Below are 25,576 nucleotides of genomic sequence, written 5' to 3' on the forward strand. Positions count from 1 at the left end.
GACGTTCACGTCAACGGAAACTAGTCTTTCGGGATGACCGAAGAATACGGCCACGCCCATATCGACACGCCCGATCATCTGGGGCGCGAGCAATATAGCATCACCGATCTGTCGACCGAATTCGGCGTCACCGCGCGCGCGCTTCGGTTCTACGAGGACGAAGGGCTGATCAGCCCCTCGCGCAAGGGGCTGTCGCGTATCTATTCGAAACGCGACCGCGCCCGGCTGGCCTGGATTCTGCGTGCCAAGCGCACCGGATTTAGCCTGGCCGACATTCGCGAGATGATCGACCTTTACGACGTCGGCGATGGCCGCAAGCTCCAGCGCCAGGTCACGGTCGAAAAATGCGAGGAGCGCATCGCGCTGCTCCAGCGTCAGCGCGATGACATCGACAGCGCCGTCGAGGAACTGACACGTTTCATCGATATGGTGAAAAAGGTCGACGCTGGCGAAAAAGTCGGCTGAGCTTCGGCAACCAGAACCTCCCCGGGCAAGTTTGATTGCCAACACCTGATTTATCGGAAAGATTTCGCATGCCTGTCTACCGCGCCCCGATCCAAGATACGCTGTTCCAGCTCAACGATGTCCTCGGCATCGATCGCTACGCCGACCTGCCGGGCTTCGCCAATGCGTCGCCCGATATGGTCGAGGCGGTGCTAACCGAGGCCGGCAAATTCTGCGAAGAGGTGCTGTTCCCGATCAACCGATCGGGCGACCTCGAAGGCTGCACGCGTCATGAAGACGGTTCGGTCACCACGCCCGAGGGGTTCAAGGAAGCGTATAAGGCCTATTGCGAGGCGGGCTGGACGCTGCTCAACCAGCCCGAAGAATTCGGCGGCCAGGGATTGCCCCATGTCCTAGGCTTTCCGGTCGAGGAATATCGCATGGCGGCGAACCAGGCCTTTGCCATGTATCCGGGGCTGACGCAGGCGGCGGTCTCGGCGTTGCTGGTCAAGGGGTCGGACGAGCAGAAGAGGCTCTATGTCCCCAAGATGGTGTCGGGCGAATGGGGCGGCACGATGAACCTGACCGAACCGCAGTGCGGCACCGATCTTGGCCTGATCCGTACCCGCGCGGTGCCGAACGGCGACGGCAGCTATTCGATCACGGGGACGAAGATTTTCATCTCGTCGGGTGAGCATGACCTCACCGACAATATTATCCATCTCGTGCTGGCAAAGACCCCTGACGCACCCGACAGCGTCAAGGGAATTTCGCTGTTCATCGTCCCCAAATATCTGGTGAACGACGACGGTTCGCTCGGTGAGCGCAACACGCTGTCGTGCGGGTCGATCGAGCACAAGATGGGCATCCACGCCAATGCGACCTGCGTCATGAACTATGACGGCGCAAAAGGCTGGATGGTTGGCGAGGAGAACAAGGGCCTTGCCGCGATGTTCGTGATGATGAACGCCGCGCGGCTCGGCGTCGGCATACAGGGGTTGGGTCAGGCCGACATAGCCTATCAGAATGCCGTCCAATATGCGCAGGACCGCCGGCAGGGCCGGGCGCTGACCGGGCCGCAGGATCCCGCCCAGAAGGCCGACCCGCTGTTCGTCCATCCAGACGTGCGCCGCATGCTGATGGATGCCAAGGCGGTGGTTGAGGGGCTGCGCGGCCTGTGTCTCTGGGGCGCGCTGCAGGTCGATCTGGCGCATGGCGCCGCGTCCGAAGAGGAGCGGCAGCAGGCCGACGATCTCGTCAGCCTGCTGACCCCGGTGATCAAGGGCTATGGCACCGACAAGGGCTATGACGTCGCGACCAACGCGCAGCAGGTGTTCGGCGGCCACGGTTACATCGAAGAGCAGGGCATGAGCCAATATGTCCGCGATGCCCGCATCACGATGATCTACGAAGGCGCCAACGGCATACAGGCGATGGACCTCGTCGGCCGCAAGCTCGCGCAGAATGGCGGCCGTGCCATCCAGGCCTTTTTCGCGATCGTCGACGCCGAATGTGCGGCGGCGAAGGACAAGCCGGCCTTCGCCGATTTTGCGGGGCAACTCGAAAAGGCCAATGGCGAACTCAAGGCCGCGACGATGTGGTTCATGGCCAATGGCATGACCAACCCCAATAATGTCGGCGCGGGCGCGCATCATTACATGCACATCATGGGTATCGTCGCGCTGGGCCTCATGTGGCTGCGCATGGCCGAAGCGGCACAGAAGGCGCTCGACGAAGGGCGCGGGAACAAGGCGTTCCTCGAAGCCAAGCTTGTTACCGCGCGTCATTTCGGCGAACGCTTCATCCCCGATGCGGGCGCGTTGCGCCGCAAGATCGAGGCCGGCAGCGAAGCGATGATGGCGCTGACGCCCGATCAATTCTTCGCCGCCTGACGTGCAGGCTCGCAACCATCGCCGCCGCCCGTGCGTGTAGGCGGCGATGAGCGAGGATGCGCTGACCCCGATCGTTGAGGAAGGCCGCAATTGCTGGCGGATCGAACGCGCCAACAAGGCGCGGATGATCGTCGATGCGGCCGACTATTACGCGCTGCTCGTCCGGCTGATGGAGCGCGCGAAAGAGCGCATCCTGCTGATCGGCTGGGATTTCGACCCGCGGATTGCCCTGACGCCCGACGATGCGGGCAAGGGCGAATCGCTGGGGCATTTTCTGCTGCGTCTGGCCCATGCGAAACCCGACCGCGATATCGACATTCTTCGCTGGAATTTCGGCGGTCTGAAACAGTTTCTCATGCCGCGCATCGTCTCGATGGTGCTGCGCTGGAAGGTGACGCGCTCGATCAGCTTCCGGCTCGACAGCGCGCACCCCACTGGATGCAGCCACCACCAGAAGGTCGCGGTGTTCGACGATCATCTGGCGGTGTGCGGCGGTATCGACGTGTCCTCGTCGCGCTGGGATACGCGGGGCCACCGCGACGGTGATCCGCGGCGCACCAATCCCGACGGCCAGCCCTATATGCCGTGGCACGATTCGACGATGATCCTGGCCGGGCCGGTGGGCGAAGCGCTTGCCGATCTGGGCAACGAACGCTGGCAGCGCGCAACGAACAAGCAATTGCGCGACGTAAAGGGCGACGGCGAAAACTGGCCCGAAAATCTCGAACCCGATTTTACGAACGTCGATGTCGCAATATCGCGCACGCGCGCCGAATATGACGGCTATCCCGAAATTCGCGAGATTGAGCAGCTCTATCTCGACATGATCGCCGCGGCGAAGCGCTTCATCTATTTCGAAAATCAATATTTTACCTCGGCCAAGATCGCAGCGGCGATTGCTGAGCGGCTGGACGAGGACGATCCGCCCGAAGTCGTCATGGTGATGCCGCGTACCGCCGACGGTTGGCTCGAACAGATGGCGATGGACGCGGCGCGCGTGAAGCTGGTGCGCGCGATCGCCAAGGCGCGGCACGGCGACCGCCTGCGCGTATATGTCCCGCACACCGCGGGCGGCGATCCGATCTATGTTCATGCAAAGACTGCGGTCGTCGACGATCGCCTGCTGCGTATCGGATCGTCGAACATGAACAATCGATCGCTGGGGCTCGACAGCGAATGCGATGTGACGATCGATGCCGCTTTGCCCGCGAACCGCGGCGTGGAGCCGACGATCCGGGCGCTGCGCGAATCGCTGATTGGCGAGCATCTGGACGTCGATCCGGCCGATGTCGGCCGCCTTTATGAAACAACGGGGTCGCTCATCGATGCCATCGAGGCGCTGCGCGGGCCGGGCCGCTCGCTCGCGTTGCTCGACCTCGTCGAGCCCGGACCGTTCGACGATTATATCGCCGAGCATGAACTGCTCGATCCCGAAAATCCCGACGCGATGTTCGAAGGGATCGCCGAGCGCGGGCTGCGCCGCAACTGGCACCGCGGCAAAGCCTGGATGAAGCGTCACCGCCCGTTCCGGCGGAGATGATAGCGCGGCGTCAGTCCGCCAGCGACAGGATATGCCGCGCCTGTTTGAGGTGCGGGGCATCGACCATTTTGCCGTCCACCTGAAGCACCCCCGAGCCCGGATTGGCGGCGAAGGCATCGACGATCGCCTGCGCACGCTGAACCTCGTCAGCCGACGGCGTGAAGGCGGCGTTGATCGGCGCGACCTGCGATGGGTGGATCGCCATCATGCCGGTAAAGCCATCGCGCCGCGCGCGCGCCGCATAGGCGGCAAGGCCCGCCTCGTCCTTGATCGCAGGAAACACCGTATCGATCGCAGCGACGCCCGCACCATGCGCGGCGAACAATGTCAGCGCGCGGGCGATCTGATAGGGTTCGGTGTAGCGCCCGTCGGCCTCGCGGCTCGTCGCCGCGCCGATGGCGGCGGGCAGATCCTCGGCGCCCCAAGTGAGGCCGACCAGCCGGGCCTTCGCCTCGCGATAGCCACCCAGCGTGAAGATCGCTGCCGGGGTTTCGGTCGCGATCGGGAGCACCGGCGGCAGCGACGCATCGGCGGCCCCCTCGCTACGAAGGATCGTATCGAGCTGAGCGATGCTCGGCGCGCCTTCGGCCTTGGGCAGCATGATCGCATCGGGGCGCCCGCCGACAATGGCAGCAACGTCGGCGGCGGTCATATGCCCGTCGAGCGGATTGACACGGACCAGCGTGAACACCTCGCGCGTTCCGGCGAGATAGGCGGCAACCGCTTCGCGCGCAGCCTCCTTGTTGGCGGGCGACACCGAATCTTCGAGGTCGAGGATGATCGCATCGGCGCCCGACGCCGCTGCTTTCGCAAAGCGTTCGGCACGGTCGCCGGGGACAAAGAGAAGGGATCGGAGGCGCATCAGACGTTCTTCCTGTTGATCAGCGCTGACCGTTCGCACTGGCAGACGATTTCGTCGCGCTGGTTGATGCAGCGATGGAGGAATGTCACGATACCCGCATTCGGTCGCGATTTCGATTCCTTGAGGCCGATCACCTCGCTCGTCGCGCGCAGCGTGTCGCCGATGAAGACCGGCTTGGGCATCACCAATTTATCATAGCCGAGGTTGGCGACGAGCGTGCCGAGCGTCGTGTCGCCGACCGACAGCCCGACCATCAGGCTGAAGGTGAAGGTGCCGTTGACGAGGATCTGCCCGAATTCCGATGCTTTTGCAGCCTCGATGTCGAGATGCAGCGGCTGCGGATTGTGCGTCATCGTCGTGAACAGCAGATTGTCCGTCTCGGTCACGGTGCGGCGGATCTCGTGCACGATCGCATCGCCGATCTGCCATTCGTCGAAAAACTTGCCTGCCATCGTCAGTCCCTCAAATGCAATTTCATGCCGACATGACTCTGCACGAAGCCGAGCCGGGCGTAGAAGCGGTGCGCGGCAGTCCGTGTCGCCGACGATGTGAGTTGGACGAGTTTGCAATCGCGCGCGCGGCACTGTTCCACCGCCCACAAGATCATCTGCTCGCCCAGCCTTTGGCCGCGCAGGTCGGCGGCAATGCGCACCGCCTCGATCAAGCCGCGCCAGCTTCCGATAAAGGAAAGCCCCGGGAGGAAACTGAGTTGCATCGTCCCGATAACGCGGCCATCGAGTTCCGCTGCAATCAGCCGCTGGTTCGGGTCGGCGTCGATTGCATCGAACGCGGCAAGGTAACGCGGGTCCGAGGGATCGGCCTCACGCGCCGGCGGAATCGTGTCCTCCGCAAGCATGCCGAGGATGGCAGGAAGATCCGCCGCCGTCGCATCGCGAAGGATCAGGCCGCTCACTCGGCGGCCTCGATCTTCGCGAGCAGTGCCTCGACCTGCACCTGCGCCCCGGCCGCAGCGTTGAGTTCGGCAACGATGCCGTCGAACGGCGCGGTCAGGCTATGCTCCATCTTCATCGCTTCGAGCGTCAGCAGCTTCTGACCCTTGGTCACCTTGTCGCCCGCGGCGACGTCGACCGCTATGATCTTGCCGGGCATCGGCGACAGGATCGCCCCGTCGCCCGCTGCGCCGCCGGCACCGCCCGCGGCGCGCCAAGGCGTAAGCTGCCACACCGCGCCGCTTTCGGCGACGAGCATGGCGGGGGCGGGCTCCTCGGCGCCGGGGCCGTGCAGCGTCACATCGACGCGCTTGCCGTCGAGCAGAAAGGGCGCGATGCGCACATCGGGCGCGTTGAGACGGAAACCCGACTGCAGCGAGCGGGGAACCATCGCCATCGCGGCATTGGTCAGCGCCTGATCCGAGGGCATCGGCTCGGCCGTCATGCTGTCGCCATCGCGGCCGATCAGCCCGGTATCGACCGTGCCTGCGACGAAATCGGGGTGATTGAGGGCGGCAATCAGGAAGGCCGAATTGGTCTTCACCGGCCAGATCGCGCTGTCCTCCAGCATTTCGGCCAGCATTTCACGGGCTTCGCTACGATCGTCGCCGTAAGCGATGACTTTGGCGATCATCGGATCGTAGAAGGGCGACACCTCCGCACCTTCGTAGACGCCGGTGTCGATGCGGCCGAGATGTTCGGGAAGCTGGAACAGTTCGAGCGTGCCGATGCTGGGCAGGAAACCCCTGGCCGGGTCTTCGGCATAGAGCCGTGCTTCCATCGCCCAACCGTTGATCGCGAGCTTGTCCTGTGCCAGCGGGATCGGTTCGCCCGACGCGACACGGAGCTGCCATTCGACCAGATCGACCCCGGTAATCTCTTCGGTTACCGGATGCTCGACCTGCAGGCGCGTGTTCATTTCCATGAACCAGATGCGGTCGGCGCGCAGGCCTTCGCTGGCGTCCGCGATGAATTCGATCGTCCCCGCACCGACGTAGTCGACGGCCTTTGCGGCGCGCACTGCGGCGGCGCACAGCTCGGCGCGCGTCGCTTCGTCCATGCCCGGGGCCGGGGCTTCCTCGATCACCTTCTGGTGGCGGCGCTGGAGCGAGCAGTCGCGCTCGAACAGATGGACGACATTGCCGTGCGTATCGCCGAACACCTGCACCTCGATATGGCGCGGGGTGAGGATATATTTCTCGATCAGCACATGATCATTGCCGAACGACGCCGCCGCCTCGCGCTGGCACGAGGCGAGCGCATCGGCGAAGTCCGCCGCAGCATCGACCTTGCGCATCCCCTTGCCGCCGCCGCCGGCGACGGCCTTGATCAGGACGGGATAGCCGATCTGCGCGGCCTGTTCGGCGAGGAAGGTCGGATCCTGATTTTCGCCCATATAGCCCGGCGTCACGGGCACGCCCGCCTCGGCCATCAGCTTCTTGGCGGCGTCTTTCAGGCCCATCGCGGTAATCGACGAAGGCTTCGGCCCTACCCAGACGAGTCCGGCATCGGCGACCGCCTGTGCGAACTCGGCGTTCTCCGAGAGGAAGCCGTAACCGGGATGGATCGCCTCGGCGCCGGTCGCTTTCGCGGCGGCGATGATCTTCTCGCCTATCAGATAGGATTCGCGCGCCGGCGACGGCCCGATATGCACGGCCTCGTCGGCCTCGCGTACATGCAAAGCCTTGGCGTCAGCGTCCGAATAGACCGCAACGGTCCGGATGCCCATTTCGCGCGCGGTGCGGATGATACGGCAGGCGATTTCGCCGCGATTGGCGATGAGGAGGGATTTGATCAAAGCCGGTCCTCCCCGAAACGGGGAGGGGGACCATCCGCGGGATGGTGGAGGGGCACAGGCGATTTGCCTTGCCGTTCTTTGATCTTCATCGCCCGTTCCTTGCAAACGTCTACTATCCGCGCCATCGCGCTCTCCAGACTCGTCATGATCACCGTTGCCGGCACGCGCAGCGTAGCGACATGCTGCGACTTCAGGAAATCCGATCGGGCGGCGTCACTCCGCGCCGCCTTCTCGCCGTCATGGGCCCGCCCATCAACCTCGATCGCCAGGCGCACCGCCGGACAATAGAAGTCCAGAATATAAATACCCGCTGGATGCTGGCGCCGAAACTTGAAGCCACCGGGTCGTTCCCGCAAAACCCGCCAGAGCATCCGTTCGGGAAGGCTCATCTCGCTGCGCAGTTTGCGGGCACGTTTCAGCGTGTCTCGGGGGCCAGTGATCACCGGGAGTGCCCCTCCACCATCCTGCGGATGGTCCCCCTCCCCGTGTCGGGGAGGATCACTATGATCCGTCGGCCCATCATCACATCCTGAACACGCCGAAGCCGCGGTCTTCAACCGGGGCGTTCAGCGTTGCAGCAAAGGCCAGCCCCAGCACATCGCGCGTCTGCGCGGGGTCGATGATGCCATCGTCCCACAGGCGCGCGGTGGCGTGATAGGGATTGCCTTCGTCCTCATATTTCTGGCGGATCGGTGCCTTGAAGGCTTCGGCCTCTTCGGGCGTCCATTTGTCGGCGTCGCGGTGGACCGTCGCCAGCACCGACGCCGCCTGTTCGCCGCCCATCACGCTGATCCGACTGTTGGGCCAGCTAAACAGGAAGCGCGGGCTATAGGCCCGCCCGCACATGCCGTAATTGCCCGCACCGAAGCTGCCGCCGATCAGCACCGTGATCTTGGGTACGGTCGCGGTCGCGACGGCCGTCACCAGCTTCGCGCCATGCTTGGCGATCCCCTCGGCCTCGTACTTCCCACCGACCATGAAGCCCGAGATATTCTGGAGGAAGAGCAGGGGGATGCGCCGCTGCTGCGCCAGCTCGATGAAATGCGCGCCCTTGACTGCGCTCTCGCTGAATAGCACGCCATTGTTGGCGAGGATCGCGACCGGAATGCCCCAGATATGCGCGAAGCCGCAGACGAGCGTGGTGCCGTAATTCGCCTTGAACTCGTGGAACTCGCTGGCATCGACGATGCGCGCAATTACCTCGTGCACATCATAGGGCGCGCGGACATCCTCGGGGATGATGCCGTAGAGCTCTTCGGCATCATATTTGGGCGGACGCGGGTCTTTCATCGCGACGTCGAAGCCATCGTCGGCCCCGAAGGTCGACACGATATCGCGCACGATGGTCAGCGCATGTTCGTCATTCTCGGCCAGATGATCGACCACGCCCGACTTCTTCGCGTGCAGGTCGCCGCCGCCCAGATCCTCGGCGCTGATCTCTTCGCCCGTCGCGGCCTTCACCAGCGGCGGGCCGGCGAGGAAGATCGTACCCTGGTTGCGCACGATCACCGTCTCGTCGGACATCGCGGGAACATAAGCACCGCCCGCGGTGCAGCTGCCCATCACGCAGGCGATCTGTGGGATGCGTTTCGCCGACATATTCGCCTGGTTGAAGAAGATGCGCCCGAAATGGTCGCGGTCGGGAAAGACCTGATCCTGATGCGGCAGGTTCGCGCCGCCGCTGTCGACAAGGTAGATGCAGGGCAGGCGGTTCGCCTCGGCAATCTCCTGCGCGCGAAGATGTTTCTTCACCGTCATCGGATAGTAGGTGCCGCCCTTCACCGTGGCGTCGTTGCACACGATCATCGTCTGCTTGCCCGACACACGGCCGATGCCGGCGATCATCCCGGCGCCCGGAACCTCGCCCTCATACATATCGCCCGCCGCGAGCTGGCCGATCTCGAGGAAGGGCGAACCCGGATCGAGCAGCCGCTCGACGCGCTCGCGCGGCAGCAGCTTGCCGCGGCTGGTATGCCGCTCGCGCGACTTTTCGTTGCCGCCGAGCGCCGCTTCGGCGACGCGGGCATAGAGCGCGTCGCGCAGGCCGCGGTTGTGCGCGGCGCGTGCCTGGGTCTGCGGATCGTCGGGATTATATTGCGTCGAAAGGACGGGGGCGCTCACGGTTCACTCTCTCCCTGAAACTGTCTGCGCCCTAGCCGGTCGCTCGTCGATTGGAAAGCACCGCAGGCCGAAAATGGTTGGTATTGAAACGGGATTGTCACAGGCGTATCGCCGTCCGACACCCCCCAGAAAGCAAGGCAACGCCATGAAAAAGACCGTCCTCGCCATCCTCCTGTCCACCGCGACGATCGTCGCCGGGCCGATCGCCTGCACCAGCGCCAACGGCGACAAGGCTGCTTACACGCTCGGCACCGACCTTGGCATCAGCAAGGAAGCGATGGACACCAGCGTCAAGCCGGGCGACGATTTTTACGCCTATGCGAACGGCAATTGGCAAAAGGCGACCCAGATCCCCGCCGACCGCTCGTCGATCGGCGCCTTCTACACCGCCTTCCTTGAAACAGAGAAGCGGACACGCGAACTCGTCGATGCGATCGTCAAGAGCGGCGGCGATGCGGGCACTGACGACGGCCGCATTGCTGCCTTCTACAACGCCTATATGAACACCAAGGCGATCGACGCCGCCGGGATGAAACCGGTCGAGGCCGATCTGGCGCGCTTCGACACCATTGCCGACAAGGCGGCGCTGTCGACCATCCTGGGCGAACAGACGCGCGCCGACGTCGATCCGCTCAACGCCACCGACTTCAACACCGAGAATCTCTTCGGCATCTTCGTTTCGCAGGGACTGGCGACGCCGGGCGAGGTTATTCCCTATATGCTGCAGGGCGGGCTCGGTCTTCCCGAGCGCGAATATTATCTGTCGGCCGACCCGAAGATGGCGAGCATCCGTGACGCCTACAAAGCCTATATCGCCAAGCTGCTGACTCAGGCGGGGATCGCCGATGCCGATGCAAAGGCGCAGCGTATCTTCGATCTCGAAACGAAGATCGCCCGCGCGCATGCGACGCGCGAGGAGAGTGAGGATTTCACCAAATCGGCCGATGTCTGGACCAAGGCCGACTTTGCCAAAAAGGCACCCGGGATCGACTGGGACGCCTATTTTGCCGCTGCCGGGCTCGACAAGGCGGCGAAGTTCGGCGCCTATCATGCGCGGGCGATCACGGGCCTGTCGGCGCTCGTCGCATCGCAGCCGCTCGAGGCGTGGAAGGACTGGCTCGTCTTCCATCAGATCAACAGTCATACCGATGTGCTGCCCACCGCGCTCGATGACGCGCATTTCGCCTTTTACGGCACCACCCTCTCGGGCACGCCGCAGCAGCGCAGCCGAGACAAGCGCGCGCTCGACGCGCTCAACACCAATCTCGGCGATGCGGTCGGCCGCGTCTATGCCGAGAAATATTTCCCGGCGTCGGCCAAGGCCGAAGTCGGTGACATGGTGAAGGGGATCAAGGCCGCCTTTGCGAAGCGCGTCAATACGATCGACTGGATGGCGCCCGAAACGAAGAAGGAAGCGATCAAGAAGGTCGAAACCATCGTCGTCGGCGTCGGCTATCCCGAAAACTGGCGCGACTATGGCAGCTACACGATCAGCGCCGACGACGCCTATGCGAACGAAGTCGCCGGCGAGAAGGCCGAATATGCGCACCAGCTCGCCAAGATCGGCAAGCCCTTCGACAAGGGCGAATGGTGGATGACCCCGCAGACGGTCAACGCCGTCAATCTGCCGGTGCAGAATGCGCTGAATTTCCCCGCCGCGATCCTGCAGCCGCCCTTCTTCGACGCCAAGGCCGATCCCGCCTATAATTATGGGGCGATCGGCGCCGTCATCGGCCACGAAATCAGCCACAGCTTCGACAATAATGGCGCCGCCTTCGATTCGACCGGCGCGCTGCGCAACTGGTGGACGGCCGAGGATCTCAAGAAGTTCGAGGCGGCGGGGGCGGCGCTGGCCGCGCAATATGACAGCTACAAGCCGTTCCCCGATCTTGCGGTCAACGGCAAGCTGACGCTGGGAGAGAATATCGCCGACGTCGCGGGCCTGCAGGCGGCTTATGACGCCTATCGCGCTTCGCTGAACGGCAAGGAAGCGCCGGTGATCGACGGCTTCACGGGCGATCAGCGTTTCTTCATCGCCTATGCGCAGACCTGGGCCACCAAGATGCGTGACGAGGCGCTGCGCGCGCGGATCGCGACCGACGGCCATGCGCCGGGTAACTACCGCGCACTCACCGTCCGCAACCTCGACGCGTGGTACAAGGCGTTCAACGTTCAGCCGACCGACAAGCTGTATCTCGCCCCCGATCAGCGCGTCCGCGTCTGGGGGTGATGTCCGCTTCTCCTCGTCGCGAGGAGCGGAGCGACGAAGCAATCTCCAGTCATCGGCCCGAGGTTAACTCGGGACGCTGGAGATTGCTTCGCTGCGCTCGCGAAGACGCTATTTTTCTGATGCCTGCGGCGCCCCCGGCTTTTCCTTGAGGATCAAGTACCGGTAAACGCCGACGCAGTTGATGCACAGCAGCGCGATATTCTGCCAGCCGATGCCTTCGCTGTCGCTTTGCAGAAAGCCCCACGCGACGAGCGCGATGCTGCTGGTCACGAAAATGACGAAGGCCCAGCCGGTCGGGCGCCGCCCGAGATTGAGCGATACGATCAGCGCCGCGAGCGTTCCGGCCCCGGCGCCATAATATTGCAGCGCGTCGAGCAGCGTATCGCTCATCCGCCGGTCGCCCCGAACACGAACTCGAGCTTCAACCCGTCAGGGTCGGCAAAGAAGAGCGCATAATAGGTCGGTCCGTAGCGCGGATAATCGGCGGGGGCATCGAGGATCGTCGCGCCTATGCTGCGCAGCAAATCATGCAGCGCATCGACGTCGGCGCGGCTTTCGGCAGTCCAGGCAAGATGATGCAGTCCGGGCGAAAAGCGGTCGTGGCTCCGTAATGCGCCGGCCCCCTGCGCTTCGACGATCCCGATCGAATGGAACGGTTCGCCGTCGCGGTCCCAATCGCTGCCATGATCATAATCGGCGGCGCGCCGGTAGCCGAGAAAGCCCAGCACCGCATCATAGAAAATCCGCGACCGCGCCGCGTCGCGAACCGTCAGGTCGATATGATGGACAAGGCCGCGCGCGCTCATAAGGCCCCGGCAATCGCGAGCAGTCCGGATGCAGTCAAAAACGGCCAGCCGATGTGTCGGCCGCGCGTATATACGGCATCGAACAGACCGGTCGCCGTCCACGAGGCCCCGATCAGCAGGATCAGACCGCGCGGCGTTCCGGGCCACAGGACCGACGCGGCGGACACCAGCATCAGGAGCGAGAGCGCATGCCATGCCAGACGAAACACCCGGCGCGCCAAGTCGATCCCCATGATTCCGCTGTCGAGCGACATCAACGGCCTGACAAGTCGTCTTTCGCCCAGCAAGCCGTGCACCAGGGCGGTCGCCACCATGAAGGTGGCCGACAGCCCCAGCCAGATCACGCGCCTGCGCCAATCAGTTCGCGGCCGATCAGCATGCGGCGGATTTCGTTGGTGCCCGCCCCGATGTCGAGCAGTTTGGCATCGCGCCAATAGCGCTCCACCGGCCAGTCCTTGGTGTAGCCCGCGCCGCCAAGCGCCTGGATCGCTTCGCCCGCGACCCTCACCGCGCTTTCGCTGGCCAGCAGGATGGCGCCCGCGGCGTCGAACCGCGTCGTCAGCCCGGCGTCGCATGCCTTGGCGACATTATAGACATAGGAGCGCGCCGACTGGAGCGCGACATACATATCGGCGACCTTGGCCTGCATAAGCTGGAACGAGCCGATCGGCTTGCCGAACTGCTTGCGCTCGCGAAGATAGGGGATGACCGTGTCGAGGCAGCCCTGCATGATGCCGAGCTGGAGCCCGGCGAGCACGACGCGCTCATAGTCGAGGCCCGACATCAGCACGCCGACGCCGCCGTTGACCGGCCCCATCACCTGGTCCTCGCTAACCTCGCAGTCGGTGAAGACGAGTTCGGCGGTCGGGGATCCGCGCATGCCGACCTTGTCGATCTTCTGACCGATGCTGAAGCCCGGCATATCCTTTTCGATCAGGAAGGCGGTGATGCCGCGTGACCCCGCTTCGGGCGTCGTCTTGGCATAGACGACCAGCGTGTCCGCACAGGTGGCGTTGGTGATCCAGAATTTGGTCCCGTTGAGGACATAGCCGCCCTGAACCGGCTCGGCCTTCAGTTTCATCGAGACGACGTCGCTCCCGGCGCCGGCTTCCGACATCGCAAGGCTGCCGACATGCTCGCCCGAGATCAGCTTCGGCAGATATTTCGCCTTCTGCTCTTCATTGCCCCAGCGGCGGATCTGGTTGACGCACAGATTCGAATGGGCGCCATAGGACAGGCCGATCGCGCCGCTCGCGCGGCTGACTTCCTCGACCGCGAGAACATGTTCGAGGTAGCCGAGACCGAGGCCGCCCCATTCCTCCTCGACCGTGATGCCGTGCAGGCCCAGCGCGCCCATCTGCGTCCACAGCTCGTCGCGAGGGAACCAATCCTCGCGGTCGGCCCTGTCGGCCAGCGGCGCAATCTGCTCGTCGGCGAAGCGGGCCGTGGTGTCGCGGATCATCTCGGCGGTCTCGCCAAGGGCAAAATCGAAATCGGGTGTGGCGCGCATATCGTCCTCTGTTTCTGGTTTCGGATGCGACTAGCAGGAAGCGGGCGCGGTTTGAAGCGCAGCGGACAAGTCTGGCTTGCAAGGCGAAAAGGCCATACAGCTTGCGTGCCGCCATGGGGGTCGGCAAGGGCGGGGCATGATCGACACGCTTACCCATCTGGACCGTCTCGAGGCCGAGAGCATCCACATCATGCGCGAAGTGATGGCCGACGCCGTCAACCCCGTGATGCTCTATTCGGTCGGCAAGGACAGCGCGGTGATGCTGCATCTCGCGCGCAAGGCTTTCTATCCCTCGCCGCCGCCCTTTCCGCTGCTCCACGTCGATACCACGTGGAAGTTCCGCGCGATGTACGAACTGCGCGACCGCATGGCCGCGGAATCGGGCATGGACCTGATCGTCCATCAGAACCCCGAGGCGAAGGCGCGCGGGATCAATCCGTTCGACCATGGGCCGCTGCATACCGACATGTGGAAGACCGAAGGGCTCAAGCAGGCGCTCGACCTTCACGGATTCGACGTGGCCTTCGGCGGTGCGCGGCGCGACGAGGAAAAGAGCCGCGCGAAGGAGCGCATCTTTTCCTTCCGCACGGCGAGTCACGGCTGGGATCCCAAGCAGCAGCGCCCCGAGCTGTGGAATCTCTACAATGCGCGCAAGGCGAAGGGGGAAAGCATCCGGGTCTTTCCGATCTCCAACTGGACCGAACTCGACATCTGGCAATATATCGCGCGCGAGAATATCCCGATCGTGCCGCTCTATTTCGCCGCGCCCCGACCGACGGTGATACGCGACGGGCTGTTGCTGATGGTCGATGACGACCGCTTCCCGCTACGCGACGGTGAAGAGCCGGTGATGCGCTCGGTGCGTTTCCGCACCCTCGGCTGCTATCCGCTCACCGGGGCGGTCGAAAGCGAGGCGACGACGCTCAGCCAAGTCATCCAGGAAATGCTGTTGGCGACGACCAGCGAACGGCAGGGACGCATCATCGACAAGGATGGCGGCGATGCGTCGATGGAGAAGAAGAAGCAGGAGGGGTATTTTTGACCCGCCGCGTCAATCTTCAGATTGACGAAGGGTCAACCCCCGCGAAGGCGGGGGCCTCTTTCTGTATCAACGGACGAAGCGGGATTCCCGCTGTCGCGGGAATGACGAAGTAAGAATATGACCGACCCCATCTATGTCACCGACGCTCTGATCGCCGAGGATATCGACGCCTATCTCGCGAGTCACGAGCGGAAGTCGCTGCTCCGCTTCATCACCTGCGGCAGCGTCGATGACGGCAAATCGACGCTGATCGGACGCCTGCTCTACGACAGCAAGATGATCTTCGAGGATCAACTCGCCGCGCTCGAGGCCGACAGCAAGCGCGTCGGTACGCAGGGCGGTGAGATCGATTTCGCGCTGCTCGTCGATGGGCTTGCCGCCGAGCGCGAGCAGGGCATCACGATCGACGTCGCCTATCGTTTTTTCACGACCGAAAAGCGCAAGTTCATCGTCGCCGACACGCCGGGGCACGAGCAATATACGCGCAACATGGTCACCGGCGCGTCGACCGCCGACCTTGCCGTGATCCTCGTCGATGCGCGCAAGGGCGTGCTGACGCAGACGCGCCGCCACAGCTTCCTCGCGCACCTGCTCGGCATCCGGCATATCGTGCTTGCGGTGAACAAGATGGACCTTGTCGGCTATGACAAGGCGGTCTTCGATCGCATCACGCTCGCCTATCGTGCCTTTGCGAGCGAGATCGGTATCACCAATTTCACCGCCATTCCCATCTCGGGCTTTAAGGGCGACAATATCACCGCGCTATCGGCGAACACGCCCTGGTTCAAGGGGCCGGCGCTGGTCGACCATCTTGAAACGGTCGAGATCGGCGGCACCGCCGACCAAGCCAAGCCTTTCCGGATGCCCGTTCAATGGGTCAACCGCCCGAATCTGGATTTCCGGGGCTTTTCGGGCCAGCTTGCAAGCGGCAAGGTCAAGCCGGGCGACGCCGTCCGTATCCTGCCGAGCGGGAAGACGACGACGATCGACCGGATCGTTACGCTTGATGGCGATCTGAATGAAGCAGTCGCGGGCCAGTCGGTGACGCTGACGCTGGCGGACGACGTCGATTGTTCGCGCGGCGATGTCATCGCGGCCGCAGATGCGCCCCCCGAAACCGCCGACCAGTTCGAAGCGACGCTCGTCTGGATGGCCGACGAGGCGATGATACCCGGCCGCGCCTATTGGCTGAAGCTCGCGACGCAGAGCGTTTCGGCGACCGTCCAGGCGCCGAAGTACGAGATCAACGTCAACACGCTCGACCGGCTGGCGGCAAAGACGCTCGACTTGAACGGGATCGGGGTGGTCGAGGTGTCGACCGACAAGCCCATCACCTTCGAAGCCTATGCCGACAACAAGACGCTCGGCGGCTTCATCCTGATCGACAAGCTGACCAACGCGACGGTGGCCGCCGGGATGCTGCACTTCAGCTTGCGCCGGGCACAGAATGTCCATTGGCAGGCCGGCGACATCGATCGCGACATGCGCGCGAACCTCAAGAACCAGCGGCCGGCGCTGCTGTGGTTTACCGGCCTGTCGGGGTCGGGCAAATCGACGATCGCGAACCTTGTCGAGAAGAAGCTGCACCGGATGAACCGGCACAGCTTCCTGCTCGACGGCGACAACGTCCGCCACGGGCTCAACAAGGATCTGGGCTTCACCGAAGCCGACCGGATCGAGAATATCCGCCGCGTCGGCGAGGTTGCCAAGCTGATGACCGACGCCGGGCTGATCGTCATCACCGCCTTCATCTCGCCCTTCCGCGCCGAGCGCGAAATGGTGCGCGCGATGCTGCCCGAGGGCGAGTTTCTTGAAATATTCATCGACACCCCGCTGGCCGAGGCGGAACGGCGCGACGTCAAGGGCCTCTACAAGAAGGCACGGGCGGGTCAGCTCAAGAATTTCACCGGCATCGACAGCCCTTACGAGGCGCCCGAGGCGCCGGAGGTTCGCATCGACACGACCGCGATGACGGCAGAGGAGGCCGCCGACCTCATCGTCGAACGGCTGCTGGGCTAACCGGTGCTGCTGTTCCGGGGCCGCGAGGCGCACAGCCGATCTTTCGCCAAGGCGGTCAGCTGGCGCGCTCTGGGCAGCATCGACACCTTCATCCTCAGCTACATCTTCACCGCCAATGTGAAGGCCGCCGGCGCAATTGCGAGCACCGAAGTGCTGACCAAGATGCTGCTCTATTATGTCCACGAACGCGCGTGGAGCCGGGTAACCTGGGGCATGGACAAGACGCCGCGCGATACGGGAACCGAAGGGCTTGACGAACGCGGCGGCGAGGGCTCTGGCACGCAGCCATGACCGAGAATGACGAACAATTGGCGACGCGGCTCGCCGATGCCGCCGGCCGCATCCTGCTCGACCTGCGCGCAGCGGGCGACCTCACGGGCAAGGCGCTGGGGCAGGCGGGTGACGAGGCTGCGAACGCGATGCTCTGCCGCGAGCTTCGCGCGGCGCGTCCCGACGACGCGCTTTTGTCCGAAGAGGAAAAGGACAATCCGGTGCGCCTCGCCAGCCGCCGGGTTTGGATCGTCGATCCGCTCGACGGCACGCGCGAATATGGCGAGGGCCGGTCCGACTGGGCGGTGCACGTCGCGCTTGCGGTCGATGGCGTCGCCAGCGTCGGCGCGGTCGCGTTGCCAGGGCTCGGGCTGACGCTGACCTCGGGCGTACCCGCCGAATTGGCGCCTGCCAACGAGCCGCTGCGGATGCTTGTCAGCCGCACCCGCCCTGCTGCGGAGGCGGTTCAGGTCGCCGAACGGATGGGCGCGGAACTGCTTGCGATGGGCTCGGCCGGAGCGAAGGCCATGGCCGTGGTGCGCGGCGAGGCCGATATCTATCTGCACACCGGCGGCCAATATGAATGGGACAATTGCGCGCCCGTTGCGGTTGCGCAGGCTGCGGGGCTGCACGTCAGCCGCGTCGATGGCTCGCCGCTGCGCTACAACAATGCCGATACCTATCTGCCCGACCTGCTCATCTGCCGCCGCGAACTGGCAGACGAGGTGCTGCGCCTCGCGTCGGAATATTCGTCCGGCTGATCCGGGCGGCATTGCCAGCGGGCGCCCTTCGCCCTAACCCGTTGCATCGAGAAACCAAATTACGCCAAGGGAGACGTGCGATGACCGATTTGCCCGAAACCAATCTGACGATGCTGACGCTCGCCAAGCCGGAGGGCGAACTCGAAGTCTATTTCGAACGCCGCCCGATGCCCGAGCCCAAGCCGCACGAGGTGCTGGTGAAGGTTCTCACCACCCCGATCAATCCGTCCGATCTCGGCCTGCTGTTCGGCGGTGCCGACATGAGCAGCGCGCGCGCCGGCACCCGCAACGACTTGCCGATGATCACGGCCGATATTCCGCCGCCCGGCATGCGCGCGATGGCGAGCCGGATCGGCGATGCGCTCCCGATCGGCAACGAAGGGTGCGGCGTCGTCGTCAAGGCGGGGTCCTCGCCCGAGGCGCAGGCGCTGATGGGCAAGACCGTCGCGCTGCTTGGCGGCGAGATGTATGCCGAATATCGCTGCCTTCCAATTCAGATGACGATGCCGCTGCCCGACGGCACCGATCCGGTCGATGGGGCCTCCTGCTTCGTCAATCCGCTCACCAGCCTTGCTTTCACCGAAACGATGCGGATGGAGGGGCATAGCGCGATCGTCCACACCGCCGCGGCGTCGAACCTCGGCCAGATGCTCGTCAAGATCTGCGCCAAGGACAATATCCCGCTGGTCAATATCGTGCGCAGCGCGGCGCAGGTCGAATTGCTGAAGGGCATCGGTGCGACGCATATCGTGAATAGCAGCGACGATGATTTCGTCGACCAACTCGTCGCCGCGATCACCGAAACCGGCGCCACGATCGGCTTCGATGCGATCGGCGGCGGCAAGCTTGCGGGCCAGATTCTCGCCGCGATGGAAGCGGCGGCGGTCAAGCGCATGACGAGCTACAGCCGCTATGGCTCGGACACTTTCAAACAGGTCTATATCTACGGCGCGCTCGACCTCGGCCCGACGCTGCTCAACCGCAGCTTCGGCTTCAGCTGGTCGCTCTCGGGCTTCCTGCTCACGCCCTTCCTGCAAAAGGCGGGGATGGAGACGGCGATGCGAATGCGTCAGCGTGTCGTCGACGAGCTGACGACGACCTTCAAGAGCCATTACAGCCACCAGATTTCGCTGGCCGATGCGCTCAACCTCGACGTCGCGAACGCCTATAATGCCAAGCGCACGGGCGAGAAATATCTGATCCGCCCGCATGGTTGAGCGCTGGGGCCTTCAAACGGGCTGCAGCACTGCGAGCGAAGTGATCCGGGGTTGATTGAAGCAGGCTGGATCGCTTCGCTCAACGCTTCATGCACTGCCGCGTGTCGTCGCGCGCATATTCGCTGCAGTTCCACAGCGCCTTTTCAAAGCCCGATTTTTCGTCGCGCAGATAGGAAAAGCTCATCGCCGCGCGCTGCATATCGTTCATCGCATCGCTGTCGGGCTTCATTACCGGGTTGGTCCAGCCCATGAACTTGCAATAGGGGCGTTCGCCGCAAAGACGCAGCGCGAGCGTGACGAAACTTTCGGGTGTCGCGCGGCGGTCGAGCTGGACATAGATGGTATCGCGCCCGACCGCGTCTCCGGCGCCCGTTACCAACTTGACCGGGCCAATGCTGGCGGCGGCGTCGGCAAGATCGCTTGGCGGCGCGAGGGCAAGCGCATGGGCGGGGGACAGGCCCGCCATCTTCGCAATCGGCGCGTCGTTCGCCGACACCGCGCCGCGGAACGCGCCGGGCGTTCCCCAGAAACCGGGCCAGCGGAAAAAGAGGTGCGTGCCTTCGCTCGCGATCTTTTCCAGACTGTCGCTCCAATAGGGGCGCACCCAGTCGGTGTGATAATGCGTCGCCAGCCCGACTTTCGGATCGATCAGTCCGGCGAGCATGCGATCGGCATTGCTGCGTGCGCGCGCCCATGCGGCATCCGGATAGCGGCGATTGAGCGCGCCGTCGCAGGTGAAGGTGAACTGACAGCCCGTGGTGCGCTCCGATCCCTGGAATACGACGCCGCAGATCGTCTTGGGGAATGCGGGATGGCGGACGCGGTTGATGACAACCTGACCGACCGCAAGCTGTCCCTTGCTATCGTCGCCGGCCTCGTAAAGCATCGCCGCTGCCATGCAGTCGCGGGCGCGGTCGCGTGCCTTGCTCGCGCCGGGATAGACGAATGGGCGCGCTGCAACGAAGCCCTTGGTCACAAATGCTATGCGCGCATTTTCGGCACGCGCGTCCTGCTCGGTAACCGGGGCGAACTCCATCGGCTGGACGTCGGGCACGACGTTGGCGGGCGGCGCAACGGGGTGCGGCATCACCGGCAGCGGGCGGCTCGTCTGTCCGCTGAAATGCAGCACCGCCGCAATCGCCGCAAAGCTCAAAAGCGCGAACAGCCAGCCGCGCCATTCGCGCGGGTTCTGCGTCGTATCCGGATGCTCCATTGGGAGCATGGCTGCTGCTCAGATCTCCGGCAGGAAGTCGGGCACCGACAGATAGCGCTCGCCGGTGTCATAGTTGAAGCCGAGGACGCGGCTGCCCGCCGGAAGCTCGGCGAGCTTCTGCTTGATCGCCGCCAGCGTCGCGCCCGACGAGATGCCGACGAGCATCCCTTCCTCGGTCGCCGAGCGCCGCGCCATCTCCTTCGCATCGGCGGCATCGACCTGGATCACGCCGTCGAGCAGATCGGTATGCAGGTTACGCGGGATGAAGCCGGCACCGATGCCCTGGATCGGATGCGGAGCAGGCTGGCCGCCCGAGATGACCGGCGAAGCAACGGGTTCGACGGCATAGACCTTCAGATTGGGCCAATGCTGTTTCAAGAATTGCGCAACGCCGGTAATGTGTCCGCCGGTGCCGACGCCGGTAATCAGCGCGTCGATCGGCGTGTCCTTGAAATCGTTCAGGATTTCGGGTCCGGTGGTCCGGACATGGACGTCGATGTTCGCCTCGTTCTCAAACTGCTGCGGCATCCAGGCACCGGGGGTGGTCTCGACCAGTTCGATCGCCCGCTCGATGGCGCCCTTCATGCCCTTTTCGCGCGGCGTCAGATCGAAGGTCGCGCCATAGGCCAGCATGAGGCGCCGGCGTTCGAGCGACATGCTTTCGGGCATGACGAGGATCAGCTTGTACCCCTTGACCGCGGCGGCCATCGCCAGGCCGATGCCGGTGTTGCCCGATGTCGGCTCGACGATGACGCCGCCCGGTTTCAGGCTGCCGTCGCGCTCGGCCGCTTCGATCATCGCCAGCCCGATGCGATCCTTGATCGACCCGCCCGGATTGGCGCGTTCGGACTTCACCCAGACTTCGGCGTCGGGAAACAGCTTCGCGACGCGAATGTGCGGCGTGTTGCCGATGGTTTCGAGGATAGAATTGGCTTTCATCGTCTCTATGCACTTTCCTTGAAGTCGAAGCGCGGATCGCGGCGCACCCGGTTCGGCCAGTCTCCGGCGCGGACCCACAGCCTTTCGTCGGCCAGGGCGGGCGTCGGAGCGGGTTGTAACGACGCCAGCAGATACTGTCCATAAGGCCAGTCGCCGATCGCCGAGTCGGCGTTGATATGCCCGAAGGGGCCGGCATTGACGAAGCGCGCGTCCCACTTGCGCGACAGGCGCCAGACATGCGCGGATTTGGCGTAGGGATCATTGTCGCTTGCAACCACGATCATCGGAGTTCGAGCCGAAAAGGCCGGGGTATCATCGAATCCGATGATGCGATTGCTACGGCGCAGCAAAGCGAGGTCGGGCGGCGCAACGAGCAGCGCGCCGACAATCCGCGTCCGCGCGAAAGCGCTGGCGCCGGCGAACCAGTGGGCGAAGGCATGGCATCCCAGGCTATGCGCCGCGACAAGCACGGGGGCGTCCTCGGTCGCGATCGTGTCGGCGATGCGGCGGACCCATTCGCCGTTGGTCGGCGCGTTCCAATTGCCAAGGTCGATGCGTTCGCAATCGGGGAATTTCTGTTCCCACAGGCTTTGCCAGTGACCCGGCCCGCTGTTGTCGAGGCCCGGGATGGTCAGAATTTTGTGGCGGATTGTCGAGCTGTGCATGGCGGTCGTTCCATCGAGAGAGGGAAGGGAAGCCGCGGTGACGGGTGCGTCCGTTTTAACTCAATTAAATACATTGACAATAGGTGCTGGACAAAGCGGGGCGATTTTGCGCCGAAACGCCATCAACAGCGCTCAATCATTCGCCGGATCGAACCGCGCCTCGAAAGTCCGGGCGTGCCTCAGTTCGGGGAATATCCTGGCCCACAGCGCAGTAACACCGATCGCCGCGACGCCGCCTACGACCACCGCACTCACCGGGCCAAGCACCGCCGCCATTGCGCCGGCGCGCATTTCGCCCAATTCGTTCGACGCGGAGATGGCGAGCCCCGACGCCGCGCTGACGCGGCCGCGCATATGGTCGGGCGTGTTGAGCTGAATCAGCGTCCCGCGCACGAAGACCGAGAACATGTCCGCGGCGCCCATGACCACGAGCAGCGCGAGCGACAGCAGGAAGTTGGTCGACAAGCCGAAAGCGACCGTCCCGGCGCCGAATGCCGCGACAGCCCACAGCATCTTGACCCCGACATTGCGCTCGATCGGCCGCCACGCGAGGCCCAATGCGATGATCGCGGCGCCGACCGCGGGGGCCGCGCGCAGAAAACCCAACCCTTCGGACCCCGTGTGCAATATGTCGCGGGCATAGACGGGCAGCATCGCCGTCGCGCCCGACAGGATCACCGCGAACAGGTCGAGCGTGATGGTGCCCAGCAGAAAGCGCTCGGTCCAGACGAACTGCAGCCCGTCGACCATCTCGCGCAGCGGGTGCCGGCGCACTTCAGCGGGCGGCGGTAGCACCGGGCGGACCCTGCTGACCGTGAAGGCCGAAAGGACGAGCAAGGCGGCTGCGAAGATATACACCGATGTGGGATGGACGGCATAGATCAGGCCGCCCGCCGCCGGTCCGACGACCGACGCCGATTGCCAGGCGATGCTGCTCATCGCGATCGCGCGCGGCAGCACTGCCGGCGGCACGATATTCGGCGCGATCGCGCTCATCGCCGGTCCCGAAAAAACGCGGGCGACGCCGTGCAGCGCCGCGAGGGTGAAAAGCAGCGGAAGCGTCAGCCCGTCGGTCCAGGTGAACCAGCCGAGCGACGCGGCGATCGTCAGGTCGATCATGTTGGAAAAGATCGCGACGCGGCGCCGTTCGAACCGGTCGGCGGCCCAACCTGCGACGGGGGTCAGCACGGCAAGCGGAATGAACTGGACGAGGCCGAGCAAGCCGAGCTGGAACGACGCTTCCTTGATCGACATGCCATAGCTGGAGCGCGCCGTATCATAGAGCTGATAGCCGATGACGACGACCATCGCGATCGTCGCCATGACCGCGGTGAAGCGCGCGAACCAGTAATAGCGATAATCGGCGAAGCTGAGCGGGGAGGGGGGCTTCGACGGGCCGTCGATGGAGGAGGAGGAGGCCATTGCGATTTGCCCTAACCGTCTTTTGGCGCCTGTCCAGCATGCTTTGTCGCCGCCGTTCGTCGATTATCGGGTGCAGCCCGTTGGACGCGGTGGCAGACAGTCGCCATAGATCAAGGGAGACGCATCGAATGACACGTAAATTTGCCCGCTTCGGCGGCGCGGCGATGGCCGGCGCGCTGCTCGTGCTTGCCGCATGCAGCGCCGAAAAGACGCCGCAGTCCGCCGGATCTGCCGCCAATTGGACCGAATTTCGCGACCAGTTTCTTGCTGGCTATTTCCCGTTGAATCCCAATTTCGCGGTCTATCAGGGCAAGCATGAGTTCGACGGTCAGCTTCCCGACTGGTCGGCAGCGGGATTGCAGAAGCAGATCGCTTTCCTCGAAAAGACGATTGCCGATGCCCAGGCATTCGATGGCAAGATGAGCGATGCCGAGAAATTCGAGCGCGACTATCTCGTCCATGTTGCCCAGGGGCAGCTCTTCTTTTTGAAGGACGCCGATTTCCCGCATAAAAACCCGGCCTTCTACGTCGGGCAGCTCGACCCCAACGTCTATATCTCGCGCCCCTATGCCGATCCGGCGACGCGCATGAAGGCGTTCATTTCCTACGCCGAAAAGGTTCCGGCCGCCGCTGCCCAAATCAAGGCCAATCTAAAACTGCCGATGCCCGCAACCTTCGTCAAATATGGCAGCGCCGGCTTCGGTGGCTTTGCCGACTATTACACCGGGGATGCCAAGGCCGCCTTTGCCGATGTGAAGGACCCGGCGCTGCAAAAGCAGTTCGACGAAGTTGCGGCCAAGGCGGCCGCGGCGATGAAGGATCTTGCCGCCTATGTGGCGTCGCAGCCGGGCAGCGCCGACGGCTGGGCGCTCGGCGCCGACAAATTTTCGAAGATGCTGCTCACGAACGAAGCGGTGGACACGCCGCTCGACGAACTCGAGCGGATCGGCCAGGCCGACCTCAAGCGCAATCAGGATGCGTTGAAGGCCGCGTGCGCGACCTATGCCGCGGGCATGACGATCGCCGATTGCATGAAGAAGATGGGGTCCGACAAGCCCGCCGATGGTCCGGTGGCCGAGGCGCGGCGCCAGCTTCCGATGCTGCGCGCCTTCCTCGTCGAAAAGGATCTGGTATCGATCCCGGGCACCGAACAGGCGCAGGTGGAGGAATCGCCGCCCTACAACCGGCAGAACAGCGCCTATATCGACATCCCCGGACCCTATGAGAAGGGCCTGCCGTCGGTCTATTACATCTCGCCGCCCGACCCGAGCTGGGACAAGCAGACGCAGCTCGACTTCGTGCCGGGCAAGAAGGATCTGCTCTTCACCTCAGTCCATGAAGTCTGGCCGGGTCACTTCCTCAATTTCCTGCACTCGAACCGCGCGGAGAGCATCTTCGGCAAGCTGTTCGTCGGCTATGCCTTCGCCGAGGGCTGGGCGCATTATACCGAGGAAATGATGTGGGACGCAGGGCTCGGCGATGGCGACCCCGAAACGCACATCGGCCAGCTGTCGAACGCGCTTTTGCGTAACTGCCGCTACCTGTCGGCGATCGGTCTCCACACCAAGGGGATGACGGTCGCGGATTCGGAAAAGCTGTTCAAGGAGCAATGCTATCAGGACGAGGGCAACGCGCGGCAGCAAGCGGCGCGCGGTACTTATGATCCGCTCTATCTCAACTACACGATGGGCAAGCTCATGATCCGCAAGCTGCGCGAGGATTGGACCAAGGGGGACAAGGCGAAGTGGAAGGCCTTCCACGACGAATTTCTTTCCTACGGCGGTCCGCCGATCCCGATGGTGCGCGCAGCGATGATGAAGGAAGCAAGCCCGAAGGCGGTTTTCTGATCGCATTCAGCGCGCAAGGTGCCGGCCG

General features: G+C 64.0%; 24 protein-coding genes. 10 read left to right on the plus strand and 14 right to left on the minus strand.

Annotation, left to right across the window (positions count from 1 at the left end; translation table 11 throughout):
- Positions 1–33 precede the first annotated feature (33 nt).
- From MU856_RS05840 to MU856_RS05850, 3 genes are all read left to right on the plus strand, one after another.
- Entirely contained in the window at positions 34–465 is a 432-nt protein-coding gene (locus tag MU856_RS05840) for a MerR family transcriptional regulator (protein ID WP_003051357.1), read from the plus strand.
- 68 nt (positions 466–533) lie between these two features.
- The gene (locus MU856_RS05845) at positions 534–2,336 is read left to right on the plus strand and encodes an acyl-CoA dehydrogenase C-terminal domain-containing protein (RefSeq protein ID WP_062902367.1); all 1,803 of its coding nucleotides are present in this window, start codon (positions 534–536) and stop codon (positions 2,334–2,336) included.
- Positions 2,337–2,382: 46 nt separating this feature from the next.
- Positions 2,383–3,876, plus strand: a complete 1,494-nt coding sequence (locus tag MU856_RS05850) for a phospholipase D-like domain-containing protein (protein ID WP_062902368.1) — start codon at positions 2,383–2,385, stop codon at positions 3,874–3,876.
- Positions 3,877–3,886: 10 nt separating this feature from the next.
- On the opposite strand, the gene MU856_RS05855 is transcribed toward MU856_RS05850, so the two are convergent.
- The 6 genes from MU856_RS05855 to MU856_RS05880 all read right to left on the minus strand — a co-directional run bounded on the left by MU856_RS05855 (position 3,887) and on the right by MU856_RS05880 (position 9,607).
- Entirely contained in the window at positions 3,887–4,738 is an 852-nt protein-coding gene (locus MU856_RS05855) for an HpcH/HpaI aldolase/citrate lyase family protein (RefSeq protein ID WP_062902369.1), read from the minus strand.
- Entirely contained in the window at positions 4,738–5,190 is a 453-nt protein-coding gene (locus MU856_RS05860) for a MaoC family dehydratase (RefSeq protein ID WP_062902370.1), read from the minus strand. Before MU856_RS05860 ends, MU856_RS05855 begins: the two co-directional genes overlap by 1 nt.
- A gap of 2 nt (positions 5,191–5,192) precedes the next feature.
- On the minus strand, positions 5,193–5,651 hold the full coding sequence (locus MU856_RS05865; protein WP_202988278.1) for a GNAT family N-acetyltransferase: 459 nt from the start codon (positions 5,649–5,651) through the stop codon (positions 5,193–5,195).
- Entirely contained in the window at positions 5,648–7,486 is a 1,839-nt protein-coding gene (locus MU856_RS05870) for an acetyl/propionyl/methylcrotonyl-CoA carboxylase subunit alpha (RefSeq protein WP_263588564.1), read from the minus strand. Before MU856_RS05870 ends, MU856_RS05865 begins: the two co-directional genes overlap by 4 nt.
- A complete protein-coding gene (locus MU856_RS05875; protein WP_263588565.1) occupies positions 7,483–7,929 on the minus strand; it encodes an endonuclease domain-containing protein in 447 nt (148 codons plus the stop codon). Before MU856_RS05875 ends, MU856_RS05870 begins: the two co-directional genes overlap by 4 nt.
- A gap of 79 nt (positions 7,930–8,008) precedes the next feature.
- The gene (locus MU856_RS05880) at positions 8,009–9,607 is read right to left on the minus strand and encodes a carboxyl transferase domain-containing protein (protein ID WP_062902373.1); all 1,599 of its coding nucleotides are present in this window, start codon (positions 9,605–9,607) and stop codon (positions 8,009–8,011) included.
- Positions 9,608–9,752: 145 nt separating this feature from the next.
- Here MU856_RS05880 and MU856_RS05885 point away from each other — a divergent pair, with 145 nt between their 5' ends.
- The gene (locus tag MU856_RS05885) at positions 9,753–11,837 is read left to right on the plus strand and encodes a M13 family metallopeptidase (protein WP_062902374.1); all 2,085 of its coding nucleotides are present in this window, start codon (positions 9,753–9,755) and stop codon (positions 11,835–11,837) included.
- Between the two features lie 108 nt (positions 11,838–11,945).
- Here MU856_RS05885 and MU856_RS05890 read toward each other — a convergent pair whose 3' ends face one another.
- Genes MU856_RS05890 through MU856_RS05905 form a run of 4 tightly spaced genes read right to left on the minus strand, consistent with a single transcriptional unit; the run spans position 11,946 to position 14,153 of the window.
- Positions 11,946–12,227: a hypothetical protein gene (locus MU856_RS05890; protein WP_062902375.1), complete on the minus strand. Its 282-nt coding sequence runs from the start codon at positions 12,225–12,227 to the stop codon at positions 11,946–11,948.
- A complete protein-coding gene (locus MU856_RS05895) occupies positions 12,224–12,643 on the minus strand; it encodes a VOC family protein (RefSeq protein ID WP_062902376.1) in 420 nt (139 codons plus the stop codon). The genes MU856_RS05890 and MU856_RS05895 overlap by 4 nt, the downstream gene beginning before the upstream one ends.
- Positions 12,640–12,987 carry a hypothetical protein gene (locus tag MU856_RS05900; RefSeq protein WP_062902377.1) on the minus strand — a complete coding sequence of 116 codons (348 nt, stop codon included), beginning with the start codon at positions 12,985–12,987 and terminating at the stop codon, positions 12,640–12,642. The genes MU856_RS05895 and MU856_RS05900 overlap by 4 nt, the downstream gene beginning before the upstream one ends.
- Positions 12,984–14,153 carry an isovaleryl-CoA dehydrogenase gene (locus MU856_RS05905; protein ID WP_062902378.1) on the minus strand — a complete coding sequence of 390 codons (1,170 nt, stop codon included), beginning with the start codon at positions 14,151–14,153 and terminating at the stop codon, positions 12,984–12,986. The genes MU856_RS05900 and MU856_RS05905 overlap by 4 nt, the downstream gene beginning before the upstream one ends.
- A gap of 136 nt (positions 14,154–14,289) precedes the next feature.
- Between MU856_RS05905 and cysD the strand changes: the two genes are divergently transcribed.
- The 5 genes from cysD (at position 14,290) to MU856_RS05930 (ending at position 19,462) form a co-directional block, all read left to right on the plus strand.
- Positions 14,290–15,195, plus strand: a complete 906-nt coding sequence (cysD, locus tag MU856_RS05910) for a sulfate adenylyltransferase subunit CysD (protein ID WP_062902379.1) — start codon at positions 14,290–14,292, stop codon at positions 15,193–15,195.
- A 117-nt stretch (positions 15,196–15,312) separates the two neighbouring features.
- Positions 15,313–17,214, plus strand: coding sequence for a sulfate adenylyltransferase subunit CysN (gene cysN / locus MU856_RS05915; protein ID WP_263588566.1), 1,902 nt, complete (start codon positions 15,313–15,315; stop codon positions 17,212–17,214).
- A gap of 3 nt (positions 17,215–17,217) precedes the next feature.
- Positions 17,218–17,505, plus strand: coding sequence for a DUF2061 domain-containing protein (locus tag MU856_RS05920; protein ID WP_062902381.1), 288 nt, complete (start codon positions 17,218–17,220; stop codon positions 17,503–17,505).
- The gene (locus MU856_RS05925; protein ID WP_062902382.1) at positions 17,502–18,245 is read left to right on the plus strand and encodes a 3'(2'),5'-bisphosphate nucleotidase CysQ; all 744 of its coding nucleotides are present in this window, start codon (positions 17,502–17,504) and stop codon (positions 18,243–18,245) included. Before MU856_RS05920 ends, MU856_RS05925 begins: the two co-directional genes overlap by 4 nt.
- Before the next feature lie 80 nt (positions 18,246–18,325).
- On the plus strand, positions 18,326–19,462 hold the full coding sequence (locus MU856_RS05930) for a zinc-binding dehydrogenase (protein ID WP_062902383.1): 1,137 nt from the start codon (positions 18,326–18,328) through the stop codon (positions 19,460–19,462).
- A gap of 79 nt (positions 19,463–19,541) precedes the next feature.
- Here MU856_RS05930 and MU856_RS05935 read toward each other — a convergent pair whose 3' ends face one another.
- The 4 genes from MU856_RS05935 to MU856_RS05950 form a co-directional block, all read right to left on the minus strand.
- Positions 19,542–20,675: a cell wall hydrolase gene (locus tag MU856_RS05935; protein WP_062902384.1), complete on the minus strand. Its 1,134-nt coding sequence runs from the start codon at positions 20,673–20,675 to the stop codon at positions 19,542–19,544.
- 18 nt (positions 20,676–20,693) lie between these two features.
- Positions 20,694–21,614, minus strand: coding sequence for a cysteine synthase A (gene cysK, locus MU856_RS05940; protein WP_003051422.1), 921 nt, complete (start codon positions 21,612–21,614; stop codon positions 20,694–20,696).
- Positions 21,615–21,619: 5 nt separating this feature from the next.
- Complete coding sequence (locus MU856_RS05945) at positions 21,620–22,279, minus strand: RBBP9/YdeN family alpha/beta hydrolase (protein ID WP_062902385.1); 660 nt, start codon at positions 22,277–22,279, stop codon at positions 21,620–21,622.
- Between the two features lie 132 nt (positions 22,280–22,411).
- Complete coding sequence (locus MU856_RS05950) at positions 22,412–23,701, minus strand: MFS transporter (RefSeq protein WP_062902386.1); 1,290 nt, start codon at positions 23,699–23,701, stop codon at positions 22,412–22,414.
- Between the two features lie 128 nt (positions 23,702–23,829).
- On the opposite strand from MU856_RS05950, the gene MU856_RS05955 reads away from it, so the two are divergent.
- Positions 23,830–25,548, plus strand: a complete 1,719-nt coding sequence (locus MU856_RS05955; RefSeq protein WP_263588567.1) for a DUF885 domain-containing protein — start codon at positions 23,830–23,832, stop codon at positions 25,546–25,548.
- Positions 25,549–25,576 lie beyond the last annotated feature (28 nt).

The organism is Sphingopyxis sp. GC21, assembly GCF_025727575.1.
GTDB classification, from domain to species: Bacteria; Pseudomonadota; Alphaproteobacteria; order Sphingomonadales; family Sphingomonadaceae; genus Sphingopyxis; species Sphingopyxis terrae_A.

Bases quoted from the DNA above. Each gene is read 5' to 3' on its own strand.
- MU856_RS05840 (WP_003051357.1), top strand. From the start codon at position 34: ATGACCGAAGAATACGGCCACGCCCATATCGACACGCCCGATCATCTG.
- MU856_RS05845 (WP_062902367.1), top strand. From the start codon at position 534: ATGCCTGTCTACCGCGCCCCGATCCAAGATACGCTGTTCCAGCTCAAC.
- MU856_RS05850 (WP_062902368.1), top strand. From the start codon at position 2,383: ATGAGCGAGGATGCGCTGACCCCGATCGTTGAGGAAGGCCGCAATTGC.
- MU856_RS05855 (WP_062902369.1), bottom strand. From the start codon at position 4,738: ATGCGCCTCCGATCCCTTCTCTTTGTCCCCGGCGACCGTGCCGAACGC.
- MU856_RS05860 (WP_062902370.1), bottom strand. From the start codon at position 5,190: ATGGCAGGCAAGTTTTTCGACGAATGGCAGATCGGCGATGCGATCGTG.
- MU856_RS05885 (WP_062902374.1), top strand. From the start codon at position 9,753: ATGAAAAAGACCGTCCTCGCCATCCTCCTGTCCACCGCGACGATCGTC.
- MU856_RS05890 (WP_062902375.1), bottom strand. From the start codon at position 12,227: ATGAGCGATACGCTGCTCGACGCGCTGCAATATTATGGCGCCGGGGCC.
- MU856_RS05895 (WP_062902376.1), bottom strand. From the start codon at position 12,643: ATGAGCGCGCGCGGCCTTGTCCATCATATCGACCTGACGGTTCGCGAC.
- MU856_RS05905 (WP_062902378.1), bottom strand. From the start codon at position 14,153: ATGCGCGCCACACCCGATTTCGATTTTGCCCTTGGCGAGACCGCCGAG.
- cysD (WP_062902379.1), top strand. From the start codon at position 14,290: ATGATCGACACGCTTACCCATCTGGACCGTCTCGAGGCCGAGAGCATC.
- cysN (WP_263588566.1), top strand. From the start codon at position 15,313: ATGACCGACCCCATCTATGTCACCGACGCTCTGATCGCCGAGGATATC.
- MU856_RS05925 (WP_062902382.1), top strand. From the start codon at position 17,502: ATGACCGAGAATGACGAACAATTGGCGACGCGGCTCGCCGATGCCGCC.
- MU856_RS05930 (WP_062902383.1), top strand. From the start codon at position 18,326: ATGACCGATTTGCCCGAAACCAATCTGACGATGCTGACGCTCGCCAAG.
- MU856_RS05935 (WP_062902384.1), bottom strand. From the start codon at position 20,675: ATGGAGCATCCGGATACGACGCAGAACCCGCGCGAATGGCGCGGCTGG.
- cysK (WP_003051422.1), bottom strand. From the start codon at position 21,614: ATGAAAGCCAATTCTATCCTCGAAACCATCGGCAACACGCCGCACATT.
- MU856_RS05945 (WP_062902385.1), bottom strand. From the start codon at position 22,279: ATGCACAGCTCGACAATCCGCCACAAAATTCTGACCATCCCGGGCCTC.
- MU856_RS05950 (WP_062902386.1), bottom strand. From the start codon at position 23,701: ATGGCCTCCTCCTCCTCCATCGACGGCCCGTCGAAGCCCCCCTCCCCG.
- MU856_RS05955 (WP_263588567.1), top strand. From the start codon at position 23,830: ATGACACGTAAATTTGCCCGCTTCGGCGGCGCGGCGATGGCCGGCGCG.